The following is a 14,555-nucleotide window of genomic DNA, read 5'->3' as shown; positions in this document are numbered from 1 at the left end:
AGAGTGTGTATGTCGGAAACCAAAGAGAAAATATGGAAAGCACTGGCCCCGTTAGTGGTGCTTGCGGTGCTACTATTGATACCCACGCCGGAGGGGATGCCGCCACAAGCCTGGCGTTATTTCGCCATCTTTGTGGCGATGATTGTCGGTATGATCCTGGAGCCCATCCCAGCAACGGCAATCAGCTTTATTGCGGTGACGGTCAGTGTGCTGAGCTCCAACTGGGTGCTGTTCGGGGCGGAAGAACTGGCTAACCCGGGGTTTAAGGCCGGTAAAGAGGCGCTGAAGTGGGGGCTGGCTGGGTTCTCCAGCACCACCGTTTGGCTGGTGTTTGGCGCTTTTATCTTTGCCTTGGGCTATGAAGCCACCGGGTTGGGGCGGCGCATTGCCCTGTTCCTGGTAAAATTTATGGGTAAACGCACCCTGACGTTGGGTTACGCCGTGGTGATTATCGATATCCTGCTGGCACCTTTTACCCCATCGAACACCGCGCGTACCGGGGGAACGGTATTCCCGGTGGTGAAAAACTTACCGCCGTTGTTCGACTCTTTCCCTAATGATCCCTCTTCACGCCGCATTGGCGGCTACCTGATGTGGATGATGGTGGTTGGTACCAGTATCAGTTCCTCGATGTTTATTACCGGTGCGGCACCGAACGTTTTAGGTATTGAGTTCGTGAGCAAAATTGCCGGGGTAAATATCAGTTGGATGCAATGGTTCTTGGCTTTCCTGCCAGTGGGGCTGTTGTTGCTGATCATTGCGCCGTTGATTTCCTACTACTTGTATAAGCCAGAAGTGACTCACAGTAATGAAGTGGCCAGTTGGGCGGACACGGCACTGGGGGAGATGGGCAAACTGACGGGTAAAGAATATACCCTGATTGGTCTGGTACTTCTTAGCCTGAGTCTGTGGGTATTTGGTGGTCATTTGGTCGACGCCACAGCCGTGTGTTTGCTGGCGGTTTCACTGATGCTGGCACTGAGAGTGGTGAGTTGGCAGGCGATTACCAAGTATTCCAGTGCCTGGAATACCTTGGTTAACCTGGCAACGCTGGTGGTGATGGCCAGTGGCCTGACGCGCTCCGGTTTTATTGACTGGTTCGCGGCCACCATGAGTACCCACTTGGACGGTTTCTCACCAAAAATGACGGTGATTATGCTGGTGCTGGTGTTCTATTATGCACACTACCTGTTTGCCAGCCTTTCTGCCCATACTGCAACTATGCTGCCAGTGATCTTGGCGGTGGGTAAAGGGTTGCCAGGGGTACCGATGGAGCATTTGTCCATCCTGTTGGTGCTGTCTATCGGTATCATGGGGGTCTTGACGCCTTATGCCACCGGCCCGGGTGTGATCATTTACGGCTGTGGCTATGTGAAATCGAAAGATTATTGGCGGCTAGGGGGCATCCTTGGCGTGGTCTATATCTCGGCATTACTGTTAATTGGCTGGCCAATTCTCAGCCTGTGGTATTGATTGAATCAGCAGCCATCCACCGATGGCTGCTGTTCCCCCTCACCGTGATACCTCTCACATACTTTCCTCTCTAATGCCCCCATCATAGCCAGTGAACATTAACCCTTTAAAAATAATCATATACTCGTCATCCTTCAAGCTGCTTGGGTGTTAGCTGCACTCTGTCACCCCAGTCACATAGTCAACTATGCTCCTGGGGATTCCATCCCTTGCCGCCTACAAGCAACTCGAATTATTTAGTGTATATCTAGGGAATCTCGCTAATGAAAAACAACCGTTTATTATTCTGCTTACCTCTGTTGTTTAGTGCCACCGTTGTTGCTGAAACTCACCATTATCAATTGGAACAGGTGCTGGTGATGAGCCGCCATAATTTACGTGCGCCGCTGGCGAACAATGGCAGCGTATTGGCGCAGTCCACCCCGAAAGCCTGGCCACAGTGGGATACTCCGGGCGGTTTGTTGACCACCAAAGGGGGCGTGCTGGAAGTGTATATGGGGCACTACTTTAATGCCTGGCTCAAGCAGGCAGGGGTATTGCCAGCAGAAGGTTGCCCGGCTAAAGAGAGCGTTTATGTTTATGCCAACAGTTTGCAACGTACCGTGGCGACCGCACAGTTCTTTACCAGCGGGGCCTTTCCTGGCTGTGATATCACCGTTCATCATCAAGATAAAATGGGCGAGATGGACCCCACCTTTAACCCGATTATCACTGATACCAGCGAAGCTTTTAATCAACAGGCGTTAAGTGCCATGAATGCCGCCCTGGCTTCACAAAAGTTGGACGCGTCCTATAAGCAGTTGGCAGAGATTATCGATTATCCGCATTCTACCGCCTGCACGCAGGATAAGCAGTGCGATCTGACGGCTGAACCGAGCAAAATGAGTGCGGTAGCGGGCAAAGAACCGGGGGTGTCCGGGCCATTGAAAGTAGGCAATTCGTTGGTGGATGCCTTTATGCTGCAATACTACGAAGGTTTCCCTATCAAGGAGGTGGCTTGGGGCAAAGTCACCACGCCACAGCAGTGGCAGCAGTTAGCTAAGTTGAAAGATGGCTATCAGGACTCGCTGTTCACCTCGCCGGTCGTGGCGCAAAACGTTGCTAAACCGCTACTCACCTATATTAACTCGGTGTTGATAGGGGAACGTAAATCCGATTCCCCCAAACTGACGCTGCTGGTGGGGCATGATTCCAATATTGCTTCACTGCTTTCGGCGATGAAATTCAAACCTTACCATTTACCGAACCAATATGAGAAAACCCCCATTGGCGGCAAACTGGTGTTTCAGCGTTGGCACGACACTAAGGATAATCGTGATTTGCTGAAGATAGAGTATGTCTATCAATCTACCGAGCAACTGCGGGGCGCTACCCCGTTAACGCTGCAAAATCCACCACAGCGCGTCACCTTGGCGCTGGAAGGTTGCCCTATCGATAAACAAGGCTTCTGCGCCTGGAGTGATTTTGAAAAAACCATGAAGACGATGCTCTAGCGGCAGTCTGACGGGGCACAGGGTGCTGTGCCCTTTACCTGCATTTTAAGCAATCTGGTATATTATATTCTCCGCTTGCACTGATTTGTGACATTGTCACAAAATTAATTCATTGGTAATGATAGGTAGGCAATGACGATCGACCTGTTTGAAGATGCGCTTCCTCCCCCATGGCGTGAAGAAATCGCTCCCGGTGCGCTGGTGCTACATGGCTTTGCCCGCAACCATGGTGCCGAATTGCTGGCAGCGGTGAATAGTGTGGTGGATCAGGTACCTTGGCGGCATATGACGACGCCGGGGGGATTTACCATGTCGGTGGCGATGAGCTGGTGTGGCAACGGCTGGAATAGCGACAGCAATGGCTATGGTTATTCGCAACGTGACCCGGGTAGCGGAAAATGCTGGCCTGATATCCCCGAAATCCTGATGGCACTGGCGGATGAAGCGGCGATGCAAGCGGGTTTTGGCCACTATGTGCCTGATGCCTGTTTATTTAATCGCTATGATCCTGGTAGTAAACTTTCATTGCATCAAGATAAAGATGAACGTGACTTTAGTGCGCCGATTGTGTCGATATCGCTGGGGCTACCGGCCATTTTTCAGTTTGGTGGGTTGCAACGCAGTGACAAAACCAGACGTATTCCCCTCGCTCATGGCGATGTGGTGGTATGGGGCGGGCTTTCACGCCTCTGTTTTCACGGTATTATGCCGGTGAAAGAGGGCTATCACTCGTTGGTGGGTTCACACCGCATCAATATCACTTTGCGCAAAGCGCTGTAATGGGGGAGAGGTTATAGGGGGCATGTTGTTTTTATCGCCTCAAATATTTCCTCAGATGATGGCTCATTGGTGCCATCACAAAAATTAATTTCTGCATCATATCAGGCGTGAATGTAAAAATTATTATTTAGGAAAATTCTAGCTATTAAATTTTCACCTTTTGATTATCAAAGGAATTATTGATGTTATCCTCAATGGTTTATTATTCACTCGGTGAATTTATTTTAAAAAATAGTAATTTCTCTGAATGATTTAATGCTAGTAAAAATTAGAAAATTTTAATTTATTTATTCTTTTATTTTTTATTTATCAATAAAAATCATTATGTTAACTTGATTGCATTGAGGTGGGTTAACTTGTTGTGGTAGGTTTATAAAGTGGTATCGGTAAGATTTAGTTGTTCGCATAAATAGAAAATACTTAAAAGACCAAGGGTTGCTGGAGTGAAAATATATCAGTACTATATTGCCGCAATGCGCTAATCTAACTTTCGGATGTATCTAGGTAAAAATAATGCGAGTTGCAGGACTAGTACAGTTTGAATCAGCCGTGTGATGTGTCGGCCCTATTTCAATGTGTCTCTAAGAAGGTTTCTCTTTGCCACGCCTGCTTAGATTTAACTGAATTAATTTTAAGTATATACACAAAATAATTCGTGTTGCTTGCAGGCGGCAAGCGATGAAATCCCTAGGAGCATAGATAACTATGTGACTGGGGTGATGGAGCGCAGCCAACACCCAAGCAACTTGAAGGATGACGAGTATGACCATTTTTAAAAGGTATTTTCCATGAGAAGCAGTCAACAGAAATTCTATTTAGGCGTGTTATGGTGCGGTATTTTGCTGTTGGCGGGCTGTCAGGCTACTGCAAAGAAAACCCATCAGCCGGAGACAGTGAGCATACAGGCTCCGGTTAACTCGCACAGCGAGGTTGCCACCCCGAAAGTGGTTGAGGAACCAAAAACCAGCCAGATTGGCTTGTGTCAGAGTGAACTTGCCTCACTGAAGCAGATCAACCCGAAGGCTTATGCAGCCAAGCAAGCTCACTTCAATCGTTTGGTTAATAATGCCTCGCTCTATAACAGCGTGCGTGGTGAGGTCAACCCGGCGACCAAAGATACGATTGACGCCTTGTACAAATATAAGACCAATCAATTATGTGCCGATATTGCGCGCGAAGTGATGCAAGGCTTGATCCAGAAGGGGGAGGGTTGATGTGAAACGCAGGATATATTGCGGTGTGTTGATGACATTGGCGCTGCCGCTGGGTAGTGTAAGGGCCGAGGGAACCGAGACGACCACCGCCGAGACATTGAACTTACTGGAAGTGCTTACCAATCAAGAGAGCACTTCACCTGAAGTCTTGCTTTTGATACCTTCACCCAGTGCTACGCAACGCCCTGCAAGCAGCAAGCCTATCCCAGCAAATTCACCTGATGTATTAATTAAGCCCGCCAATGAAAGTACCCGAGGTGATATCCGAAAAATAAAGGCGCTGCAGGACACTATTGGTCAGCTAAAGGGGAAAATCAGCAAGCAAGAAGTAGACCTGGAGGCATTGCGTAACAAAACATCGCAGCAACAGTCATTACTGCAACAGTCATTACTACAACAACCATCACAGCAACAACCTCAGGCTTCTGAATACGCCAGCTTGAAGCAGGCATTATTGAAATTACCGCAGCAATGGTTGATACAACTCAGTAATAACAGTGACAAACAGCAGTTAATAAAACAGTCACAGCAAGATCAGCAGCAATTGGTGAGTTTACAAGAGCAATTGGCGGTACAGGCCAAACAGAATGAGCAAAAAACAGATAAAATTAAGCAGTTACAGCAACAACTGGCGTTAACCGGTCAGGAACATTCGCAACAACGCCAGCAAGATCAACAAGCCAGCACACTTCTACAACAGCAGTTAGCGACCCAACGCCAAGATAACCAACAGCAAGCTGAACAGATAAAGCAGTTACAGCAACAACTAGTGTTAACCGGCCAGGAACATACGCAACAACTCCAGCAAGATCAACAAGCCAGCACACTCCTACAACAGCAGTTAGCGACCCAACGCCAAGATAACCAACAGCAAGCCGAACAGATTAAGCAGTTACAGCAACAACTGGCGTTAACCGGCCAGGATAATGCCCGGCAATCTCAGCAATTGACACAACTGCAACAAGCTCAGCAGGAAATGACCCGATTACAGCAACAGTTAGCCGCACAAACTAAGGATGGTGAGCAAAAATCGCTGCAGCTTGTGCAGTTGCAACAGGCACAACAAGCCAGCCAGCAGGAAAATGCGATGTTACAGGGGCAATTGGCTACGCAGAGCAAAGAGAATCAGCAGAAAACCGACTCTCTTAAACAACTCCAACAAAAGTTGACTGATAGCGAGAAGCAACAAACCAAGCTGGTGGTTGCTGCAATCAACCCTAAAAGTGAGCAGGAAAAACGCGACTATGCCATCGGCACCGCCTTGGGAAGTGACATTCTAATGTTACTGGATAGCAAAAAAACACAAGGGGTGGAGGTTAATCATCAATTGGCGCTGGCGGGTGTCACCGACGTGATCAATGGTCAGCCAAAATTGCCCCAAGAGCAGATTGTTACGGCTTTACAGGCCAGTGAAGTTGAACTGAATAGTCAGCACAAAAAGATCAAACAACAGAATGAGCAGCAAGGCAGCCAATATATCAATAAGTTTAAAAAACAGCCGGGAGTCGTTAAGTCTGAACAAGGCTTTTATTATCGTATCAATTATGCCGGTGACCAGAAATTTAGTGAGCAAGATACGGTGATAGTGGTGGTGAAAGAGAGCCTGACGGATGGCAAAGTGATCAAAGATATGGAACTGACTGGCACCTCAATTTCACAACCCTTGAGCGACTATCCACCGCTGTTTCGCGAGGCAATGGGTAAACTCAAGAACCATGGCAACATGACCCTGGTGGTGCCCCCAAAGTTGGCTTATGGTGATAACGGTTTTGCTCCCGATATACCGCCAGCAGCGACCATGGTCTATAACCTACGGATCCTTGATGTGATAGCCGAATCGGCCAGTCAAACCAGCAATAACGATAACAACAATCAGTCAGGAGAGGTTCAGTAACCGGAAAGGCCAGGCCGCAGCGGCTGGCGTTGGCTGAACCAACACCGCTGCGGCTTGAATCGCGATGGGGTGATCAGCGGAATGGTGGCTCATCGAAAGTGCGAAGCTTGCGGGAGTGAAGGCGCTCCCCTTCAGCCCTGAGCAGGTCGATGGCACAAATCCCAATCTGCAGATGCTCGGAGATCGCCCCTTCATAAAAACGGTTCGCCTGACCAGGTAACTTGATCTCGCCGTGTAATGGCTTATCCGATACGCATAACAATGTGCCATAAGGTACCCGGAAACGGTATCCTTGCGCGGCTATGGTCGCACTTTCCATATCTACCGCCACGGCTCGGCTAAGGTTAAAGCGCCGTGCAGAAGCGGAATAACGTAGCTCCCAGTTACGGTCATCGGTAGTGACCACGGTACCGGTACGCAACCGTTGTTTGACTGCTTCCCCCGGCATACCACTCACTGTTTTGGTGGCATCAAACAGCGCACGTTGTACTTCAGCAATACTGGGGATTGGAATATCTGGCGGTAGAACGGAATCCAGAACATGGTCGTCACGCAGATAAGCATGTGCCAGCACATAATCACCGATTGACTGACTTTCCCGCAGACCACCACAGTGGCCAATCATCAGCCAGGCATGTGGGCGCAGTACCGCCAGATGGTCACAAATGGTTTTAGCATTTGAAGGGCCGACACCGATATTAACCAGAGTGATCCCTTGGCCATTGTTGGCAATCAGATGATAGGCGGGCATCTGGTGATTTTTCCAGGCCAAATCAGAGGCAGCTTGTTGCTGATTGAGGTTTTCTGCTGTCACATAGTGCCCCCCAGCACAGGACAAGGCCTGGTATTGGCTGTCAGGATCGGCGATTTGGCTACAGGACCAACGGACGAATTCATCAACGTAACGGGTATAGTTGGTGAACAAGATAAAATGTTGAAAATGCTCTACCGGCGTGCCGGTATAGTGGCGCAGGCGTGCGAGTGAAAAATCGGTACGCAGCGCATCGAAATGGGAAAGGGGAAAATGCTTGGCAAAATGGAACAATCCATCAGCGGTTTCATCCCCGATCTGTGCCAGCTCAGTGGTAGGGAAGTGCTTGGCCAGACTGGCGCTCATGCTCCTATCCAACAGCAGATTAGAACCATCGATCACATAGGGAAAGGGGATCTCCTGTTGTGAGGGCAGCACTTCAATGGTTGCGGTGTATTCACTTTCCAGCAAAGCAAGTTGCTCGGCTAAATAAGGGCGCAACAACTGCGGGCGAGTAATGGTGGTGGTGTATTTACCTGGTCGATTAAAGCGACCATAAGCCCGAGTTTTACTCGGGGTTGGCGGTTCCCCTTCCCAGTGGATGCGCAGCTCAGGGTAAGAAAACAGCCCATTATCCCGTGCCTGTGCTGTTGGCAAGGTGCCATGGGCGATAAAATCCTTGATGGCTTCACGCAAGGCAGATACCGAAGCGTTGTACATCTCCTCGAGTTTGTCGAGGGCTTGCTCTGCCGTTAGCGTGGTTTCTGGCGGTGTGCTCATGGTGTCCCCTGGTTTTTGCAACATCTCAGCATAGTAAAAAGTACAGACAGTGTAGGTTAAGCAACAGATTCATACCATCAACAAGGGGTTTTGCTGGCAAAAGGTGGCTAGATGCTCAATTAGCGCACGGACCCTGGCGGGAACATATTGTTGCTGGGACCATACAGCATAAATCTCACGTGAGGAGGTCTGCCACTCTGGTAATAGTTGAATAAGCTCCCCTCGTTGCAGTGGGTTATGGCACAAACTTTCTGGGCAAAATAAGATCCCTAATCCCGCTAAGGCGGCTTGTAGTGCCAGATAGACACCGTTAACACAAAACTTGCCTTGAGGTTGCCAGCTTACCGATTCGCCGCTTTGGCGGTGCCGCATTGACCAAGTAGATAACGGGGTACTAATCAGCAGGTCGTGCTGCTTTAGCGCTTCTATTGATTCTGGAGTGCCATTTTTAGCCAGGTAACCGGGAGACGCCACCAGCAGGACTGCTTTGCTCTGCCCTAATTTCCGCATATTCAGTAATGAATCTGGTTGAGCGCCGACACGGATCGCGAGATCTGCACCACTGCCGATTAAATCCTGCGTGTAATTATTCAGTTCCAGCTCGAGCCGCACTTCTGGATATTGCGTCATAAATGATATCCAGGCTGGAGCCAAATTATCATTGGCTAAATCCGTTGGTGCCAATACGCGGATCAGCCCGCTAACTTCATGCAGTGTTACATCCAGCTTGGCGGTGGCTTGCTGCAGAGAATGTATCAGTGGTCGGCACAGCTCATAATATTGCCAGCCTTCGCGGGTCGGGGTCATCCGTCGCGCGCTACGATGCAACAGACGGCAACCCAAGTGCTGTTCTAACTTCTGCAAGCGACGGGTGAGCGTCGGGGCCGGCATAGAGGCTTTCTCGGCTGCTGCCCGCAAACTGCCCGCTTCAACCGTACTGACAAACAGTGCTAATTCATCCAGCATGATTTCATATATGGAATTTAAGATTTAATTATTCAATCTAGTTTCATTAATCTGCCTTGTCTACAATTTATCATCGATTGCGATAAATGTTTTTTACCAGAGGAAAATGACCATGAACCACAAGGCTGAAGCAACGGCGTTAATTAAATCCAAACCAGGCAAAGAGGCTGAACTGAAATCTGCCATTTTGGATTTAATCGAGGAAACAGTAAAAGAACCAGGATGTGAGCTTTTTAAGATTTTTCAACATGAGAGTAACCCGCAAGAGTTTACTCTCTGGGAAGTTTTTACCGACCAGTCAGCGCTGCAGGAACATCTGGAAAAAAGTTACACCCTGAATTTCTTCTCTCTTGAGCTCACTGAATCCATTTCCGCCATTCATCACCGCCAATTGAGCCGGTAGTTGTTGGCGATAAGCCAATTTTCTGAGTTATCCACTGAGAAACAAGGAGTAGTGATGCAAACGCGCACATTAGGTAAAGATGGCCCGCGAGTCTCTGCCATCGGGCTTGGCTGTATGGGGATGAGCGCATTCTATGGTGCTCATGATGATAATGAATCACGCAGCACGCTCCACTATGCTTTGGATCGTGGCATTAATTTCCTTGATACCTCAGATATGTATGGCCCACATACTAATGAACGTCTGGTTGGCAGCGCCATTAAGGGGCGGCGTGATAACGTATTTTTGGCCACCAAATTTGGTATTCAGTTGGACGCGAATGACCCTCATCTGCGCCATGTGAATGGTCGGCCAGAATATGTTCATGCAAGTTGTGATGCCAGTTTAAAACGCCTGGGGGTCGACTGTATTGACCTTTATTATCAGCATCGTATTGATGCCAATGTCCCGGTTGAAGAAACCGTTGGCGCCATGGCTGAGTTGGTAACCGCAGGGAAAGTGCGTTATCTCGGGTTATGTGAAGCATCAGCACCAACGCTAGAGAGAGCCCATAAAGTTCACCCGATCACTGCGCTGCAAAGTGAATATTCGCTATGGACCCGAGATCCTGAAAATGCAGTATTGGCGGCTTGTAAACGCTTAGGCATCGGTTTTGTGCCATACAGCCCCCTAGGTCGCGGTTTTTTGACCGGAGCGATTAACAAGCCTGAAGATTTTGATGCTGATGATTTTCGCCGCGACAACCCGCGTTTTCAAGGGGATAACTTTGCCCGCAATCTTTACCTGGTTGAACAAATCAAGGCCATGGCGCGGGATAAAGGCTGTTCACCCGCACAATTAGCACTGGCCTGGGTATTGGCACAGGGGGAATATTTGGTGCCGATTCCTGGCACTCGCAGAATCAACAATCTTGAGGAAAATATCGCAGCATTAAATGTGACATTGACGAACAGTGAACTGGCTTCGATTGATGCCGCCTTTCCTCTGGGAGCAGCTAGCGGTACTCGTTATCAAGAGAGTGTTATGCACTTGTTAGCAATCTAATACATATGGAAGTAGCGTATTTATCGCCATAGGAATACTCAGATGCAAAGCTATCGTTTCAAAGAATTTGGCAATCTTGAACACTTAGGCCTTTATCAGGAGGACTTACCTGTGCCGCAGGCTCGGGAGGTGTTAATCCGGGTACGCGCAACTTCGCTGAATTATCGAGACTTGGCGATTATGAACGGCCAATACACCTTGCCGTCTAGCCCTGGACATATCCCATTATCAGATGCGGCGGGTGAAGTGATGCAAATTGGCGAACGTGTCGAACGCTTTAACGTTGGCGATCGGGTGGTGAATACTTTCATGCCTCGCTGGTTTGGCGGCTCTTTTCAGGCCTCGGCACGGGATGAGGTTTATGGCAGTAATCGCGATGGTTGGCTTACTGAATATAAGGTGGTTAGCGAGGAGTCGCTGTTAGTCTTACCCGATTACCTCAGCTTTGAGCAGGGAGCAACGCTGCCTTGTGCTGCAGTCACTGCCTGGTCAGCTCTTAACGGTGATCGGCCGATAAAAGCGGGGGAGACGGTACTAACCTTAGGCACCGGTGGCGTTTCACTGTTTGCGATACAGTTAGCAAAAGCAATGGGGGCCCGGGTTATTGCCACTACCTCAAGTGAAAGTAAAGCCGCACAGTTACAGGCATTGGGCGCAGATGAAATCATTAACTATGTGCAACACCCTGCATGGAGTCAGGAAGTATTACGCTTAACGGCTGGGCAGGGGGTTAACCGAGTGATCGAAGTCGGGGGACCCGGTACGCTAAATCAGTCAATCGATTCTATCTGTATTGGGGGGGAACTGGCGTTGGTCGGTTTTGTGGCTCATGATGCGCAGGCAATCAATTTCTTCAGCCTGTTCAAGAGTGCCGCACGCTTTCGGGTGATTAGTGTTGGTTCACGTGAAGATTTTGAACAAATGAATCGAGTACTGGTTCAACACAAAATTATCCCGGTCATTGATAGCGTTTTTCCATTTGCCGAAGCCAAACAAGCCTGGCAACGTTTTGCTTCACGCCAACACGTGGGGAAAATCGTCATCACTCATAGCTAAGTGCATGGGGGAAGGTGTTCCCCGTTGCCTTGAATGGTAATATTGGTTTCTGGCTATGGCGGACCTACACGGTTAACCGAGAGTGTTCTTTAATCTCTGGTTTAAGGTGACAGAACTTTATTTTTCCACACCGCAAACTTCCTCAAGCCGTTGCTTACCATCAGTGAATAAATCCTCAACGTGGAGGTTAGATAGCGCTTCACGGAGCTGCTTACAGGTTATGCCTGCGTTATGCAATGCGCTGACCACGTGCGAACCCTCCTCCTCGGTATAAAACCCTTGAACAAGCTGCGACGGCAACCAAGGGGCATGGCGCGCTAATATGTCGGACATCACGATCGTCAATACTTGCGGATCATCCCCAGCGTATTTTCTTGCTCGATAGATCGCTTTTTCCAACACCGGGTTTTTCCCTTCGCTATCTTTATAATCCGCCCACTGAATTACGTTGCGTTCAAGAATGGCTTGGATCACCGGACGTGGAGCATACTCAATCAGGTATTCCAATAGCGATTCAGCGTGATGGGCGGCAGGTTTCTCCTTAAGAATGCCAGGAGTGGCGGCGATTTTATCCGCAACAGCCACCATACCCAGCAGTGCTTCGGCCTGAATACGGTAAACGGGTTTTTCAGGGGGATGGTACCCCCAAAAAAACTGAATTAGTTCCACACTGGCTTCCGGTAAAATTCTGGCGTAAACCTCATTGCTCAGGAGCTCAGGCATCTTATCGAGGATAATTTTCGCGGTAGTTTTATACTGCTGCTTTTCTTCTTTCGTCGGTATATCCGAAAAGTAGAAATTCTGATCTAACGGATTTTCCTGGCGCAGAAAGGCACGGTTGTTTTTTGCCTGTTCATCATCACCATCCAACAACTCGCTAAACGCACGTAGTGCATTAAGATTGTGACGTTTTACCGCTATTGAGAAGATGGTGCCATCATAGGCATATATCTGAAATGGGTCCGCGCCTCTGGCCAGCAATCCACGAAACGTGGCTTCAGGCATATCCCAGCTTGCGGCTTTGTGCAACATTTCCTGGCGGAATTTCGTATCTTCGAGTCGGCGATTAAATGCCTTACTACTTTGGTCGATATCACGTAGCTGGCGCATATCTTTGCCAGTCTGTAGTTCGGTAGACAAATTTGTCTCTGAGATGCCAAAGAAGAAGATAAATAATATCAGTGCAAAGAAATGGCCAAATAATAGTCCATAAGTGACCGACTTCAGCGTACTGAAGACGAAAGAACCAATCACTATCCCTAATAGCATGGCTATAGACGCGGCGATAAACATGCTGAAAGTTTCGTCGACGTTGTAGAAATTTAGCCACCACCAAATGATCAGTATGGCTAGCAATTGAGGTAACACCATCCATAGCAAAAGGATACGGCTTCTAGAATGCCTGAGTGACTTTACCAGTAAAAATAAAAGCACTCCCGCCGCAATACAGAGGGTCGACAGCAGTACTAATATCATAAACACCTCAAACCAGGTAAAACTTAAAACACTTAGCATCACGAAAATTCCTTATAGCGTGGTATTCAAAGACCCTGGCACTTACAGACGGCATTTATAGATGTGGCACTGCTGATCGAAGACGGCAATATTGCCACAATAGGCGGAGAGGCTCTAGTGAGGAACGCCATAGAACTCAGTGATACGTTGAGACATCTTGCACAAACAATCACTGGTCGGCAGCTTATTAAGAAAAAATGCCTATAGCACAACAATTTTTTCTGTGTTAATCGGCTACTGATTAATGCAGCTACAGCGCAAAGCATTGTTGGGATTCCCTGGGAGTCATATTAAGAAAAATCTTATAAATCATTGAAGTGAGGTATAATGCGCCCTGGTGGGGTTTGAAACATTTGCTTACAATTATCTTGTTTATTAATTTCCTTAATGCTTCTATGGTGGTCGCCATAGGTTTTTATCTGACCATTTTTCCAGTCTCAGAAAAACTTATGATACACAGCGCTCTGCCCTTATCTTGTTATATAAATAGGTTGGTTGGTGACCCTGTTGTTGTCTGCATCCGGTGATGCAAAAGGAAGTGGTTGTTTGGCAAGGGGGCCATGCCGGTTTATTTTCCGGGGCAGACCGTTCTTCATTCTCTTTGTTGAACAGGGTTAGCTATGTCAAATTCCTTCCAAAATGAAATACCGAAAGCCAGGATCAACCTGAAATTAAACCTCCATACAGGAGGGGCGCAAAAGAAGACCGAATTACCGTTGAAATTGTTGGTGGCGGGTGACTTTAGTCATGGTCAAGAGACGGCCTCATTGTCTGAGCGCGAAAAGCAAAATATTAACAAAAATAATTTTAATAGCGTCCTACAGGATTTCTCACCTTCTGTCAATATTGCGGTGGAAAATACCTTGGCGGGGGATGGCAGTGAAGAAAATATCCGCCTGACCTTCCAGAACATGAAAGACTTTACCCCGGAACAGGTTGCTCGTCAAATCCCGCAACTTAAAGCCATGCTGGCGATGCGCAGTCTGCTGCGTGACCTCAAATCCAACCTGCTGGATAACCAGGCCTTCCGTAAAGAGCTGGAAAAAATCCTGCGTGACCCTGCCCTGAGCAATGAACTGCGTTCTGAACTGTCTGCCCTGGCGCCTCAACAGCCTTAACCGGCGACCGGTTTTTAATGGATTAACACGAGATAATGCTAATGACTGTAAAACATGAAAATGCGACC

General features: G+C 48.3%; 12 protein-coding genes. 9 read left to right on the top strand and 3 right to left on the bottom strand.

What is annotated here, in order from left to right:
• Positions 1-9 precede the first annotated feature (9 nt).
• The 5 genes from IO95_RS22290 to IO95_RS23715 all read left to right on the top strand — a co-directional run bounded on the left by IO95_RS22290 (position 10) and on the right by IO95_RS23715 (position 6,854).
• Positions 10-1,473, top strand: coding sequence for an anion permease (locus IO95_RS22290; protein WP_023492522.1), 1,464 nt, complete (start codon positions 10-12; stop codon positions 1,471-1,473).
• Positions 1,474-1,736: 263 nt separating this feature from the next.
• On the top strand, positions 1,737-2,966 hold the full coding sequence (gene agp, locus IO95_RS22285) for a bifunctional glucose-1-phosphatase/inositol phosphatase (RefSeq protein WP_023492521.1): 1,230 nt from the start codon (positions 1,737-1,739) through the stop codon (positions 2,964-2,966).
• 132 nt (positions 2,967-3,098) lie between these two features.
• On the top strand, positions 3,099-3,746 hold the full coding sequence (gene alkB, locus IO95_RS22280) for a DNA oxidative demethylase AlkB (RefSeq protein ID WP_023492520.1): 648 nt from the start codon (positions 3,099-3,101) through the stop codon (positions 3,744-3,746).
• Positions 3,747-4,534: 788 nt separating this feature from the next.
• Entirely contained in the window at positions 4,535-4,960 is a 426-nt protein-coding gene (locus IO95_RS26255) for a hypothetical protein (protein ID WP_023492519.1), read from the top strand.
• Position 4,961: 1 nt separating this feature from the next.
• Complete coding sequence (locus IO95_RS23715; RefSeq protein ID WP_023492518.1) at positions 4,962-6,854, top strand: FKBP-type peptidyl-prolyl cis-trans isomerase N-terminal domain-containing protein; 1,893 nt, start codon at positions 4,962-4,964, stop codon at positions 6,852-6,854.
• Positions 6,855-6,927: 73 nt separating this feature from the next.
• Here the strand turns inward: IO95_RS23715 and IO95_RS22265 are convergent, their stop codons facing one another.
• Together IO95_RS22265 and IO95_RS22260 are read right to left on the bottom strand one after the other, a co-directional pair.
• Positions 6,928-8,385 (bottom strand): AMP nucleosidase, encoded by a 1,458-nt coding sequence (locus IO95_RS22265; protein WP_023492517.1) that lies wholly within the window; start codon positions 8,383-8,385, stop codon positions 6,928-6,930.
• 69 nt (positions 8,386-8,454) lie between these two features.
• Positions 8,455-9,351, bottom strand: a complete 897-nt coding sequence (locus IO95_RS22260) for a LysR family transcriptional regulator (protein WP_023492516.1) — start codon at positions 9,349-9,351, stop codon at positions 8,455-8,457.
• Positions 9,352-9,463: 112 nt separating this feature from the next.
• Here IO95_RS22260 and IO95_RS22255 point away from each other — a divergent pair, with 112 nt between their 5' ends.
• From IO95_RS22255 to IO95_RS22245, 3 genes are read left to right on the top strand one after another with little or no spacing between them, the layout of a single operon-like run.
• Complete coding sequence (locus IO95_RS22255) at positions 9,464-9,754, top strand: putative quinol monooxygenase (RefSeq protein WP_023492515.1); 291 nt, start codon at positions 9,464-9,466, stop codon at positions 9,752-9,754.
• A gap of 54 nt (positions 9,755-9,808) precedes the next feature.
• Entirely contained in the window at positions 9,809-10,798 is a 990-nt protein-coding gene (locus tag IO95_RS22250; RefSeq protein WP_023492514.1) for an aldo/keto reductase, read from the top strand.
• A gap of 42 nt (positions 10,799-10,840) precedes the next feature.
• On the top strand, positions 10,841-11,854 hold the full coding sequence (locus IO95_RS22245) for an NAD(P)-dependent alcohol dehydrogenase (RefSeq protein WP_023492513.1): 1,014 nt from the start codon (positions 10,841-10,843) through the stop codon (positions 11,852-11,854).
• Between the two features lie 117 nt (positions 11,855-11,971).
• On the opposite strand, the gene IO95_RS22240 is transcribed toward IO95_RS22245, so the two are convergent.
• A complete protein-coding gene (locus IO95_RS22240) occupies positions 11,972-13,369 on the bottom strand; it encodes a hypothetical protein (protein WP_023492512.1) in 1,398 nt (465 codons plus the stop codon).
• 620 nt (positions 13,370-13,989) lie between these two features.
• Between IO95_RS22240 and tssB the strand changes: the two genes are divergently transcribed.
• Entirely contained in the window at positions 13,990-14,487 is a 498-nt protein-coding gene (gene tssB, locus IO95_RS22235; protein WP_023492511.1) for a type VI secretion system contractile sheath small subunit, read from the top strand.
• The last annotated feature ends 68 nt before the right edge of the window (positions 14,488-14,555 follow it).

The sequence above is a fragment of the Serratia sp. DD3 genome, assembly GCF_000496755.2.
This window is presented reverse-complemented; position numbering and strand designations above follow the sequence as displayed.

Coding starts and splice junctions, on each gene's coding strand:
- tssB (WP_023492511.1), top strand. CDS start 13,990: ATGTCAAATTCCTTCCAAAATGAAATACCGAAAGCCAGGATCAACCTG.
- IO95_RS22240 (WP_023492512.1), bottom strand. CDS start 13,369: ATGCTAAGTGTTTTAAGTTTTACCTGGTTTGAGGTGTTTATGATATTA.
- IO95_RS22265 (WP_023492517.1), bottom strand. CDS start 8,385: ATGAGCACACCGCCAGAAACCACGCTAACGGCAGAGCAAGCCCTCGAC.
- IO95_RS26255 (WP_023492519.1), top strand. CDS start 4,535: ATGAGAAGCAGTCAACAGAAATTCTATTTAGGCGTGTTATGGTGCGGT.
- IO95_RS22260 (WP_023492516.1), bottom strand. CDS start 9,351: ATGCTGGATGAATTAGCACTGTTTGTCAGTACGGTTGAAGCGGGCAGT.
- IO95_RS22250 (WP_023492514.1), top strand. CDS start 9,809: ATGCAAACGCGCACATTAGGTAAAGATGGCCCGCGAGTCTCTGCCATC.
- IO95_RS22255 (WP_023492515.1), top strand. CDS start 9,464: ATGAACCACAAGGCTGAAGCAACGGCGTTAATTAAATCCAAACCAGGC.
- IO95_RS22245 (WP_023492513.1), top strand. CDS start 10,841: ATGCAAAGCTATCGTTTCAAAGAATTTGGCAATCTTGAACACTTAGGC.
- alkB (WP_023492520.1), top strand. CDS start 3,099: ATGACGATCGACCTGTTTGAAGATGCGCTTCCTCCCCCATGGCGTGAA.
- IO95_RS22290 (WP_023492522.1), top strand. CDS start 10: ATGTCGGAAACCAAAGAGAAAATATGGAAAGCACTGGCCCCGTTAGTG.
- agp (WP_023492521.1), top strand. CDS start 1,737: ATGAAAAACAACCGTTTATTATTCTGCTTACCTCTGTTGTTTAGTGCC.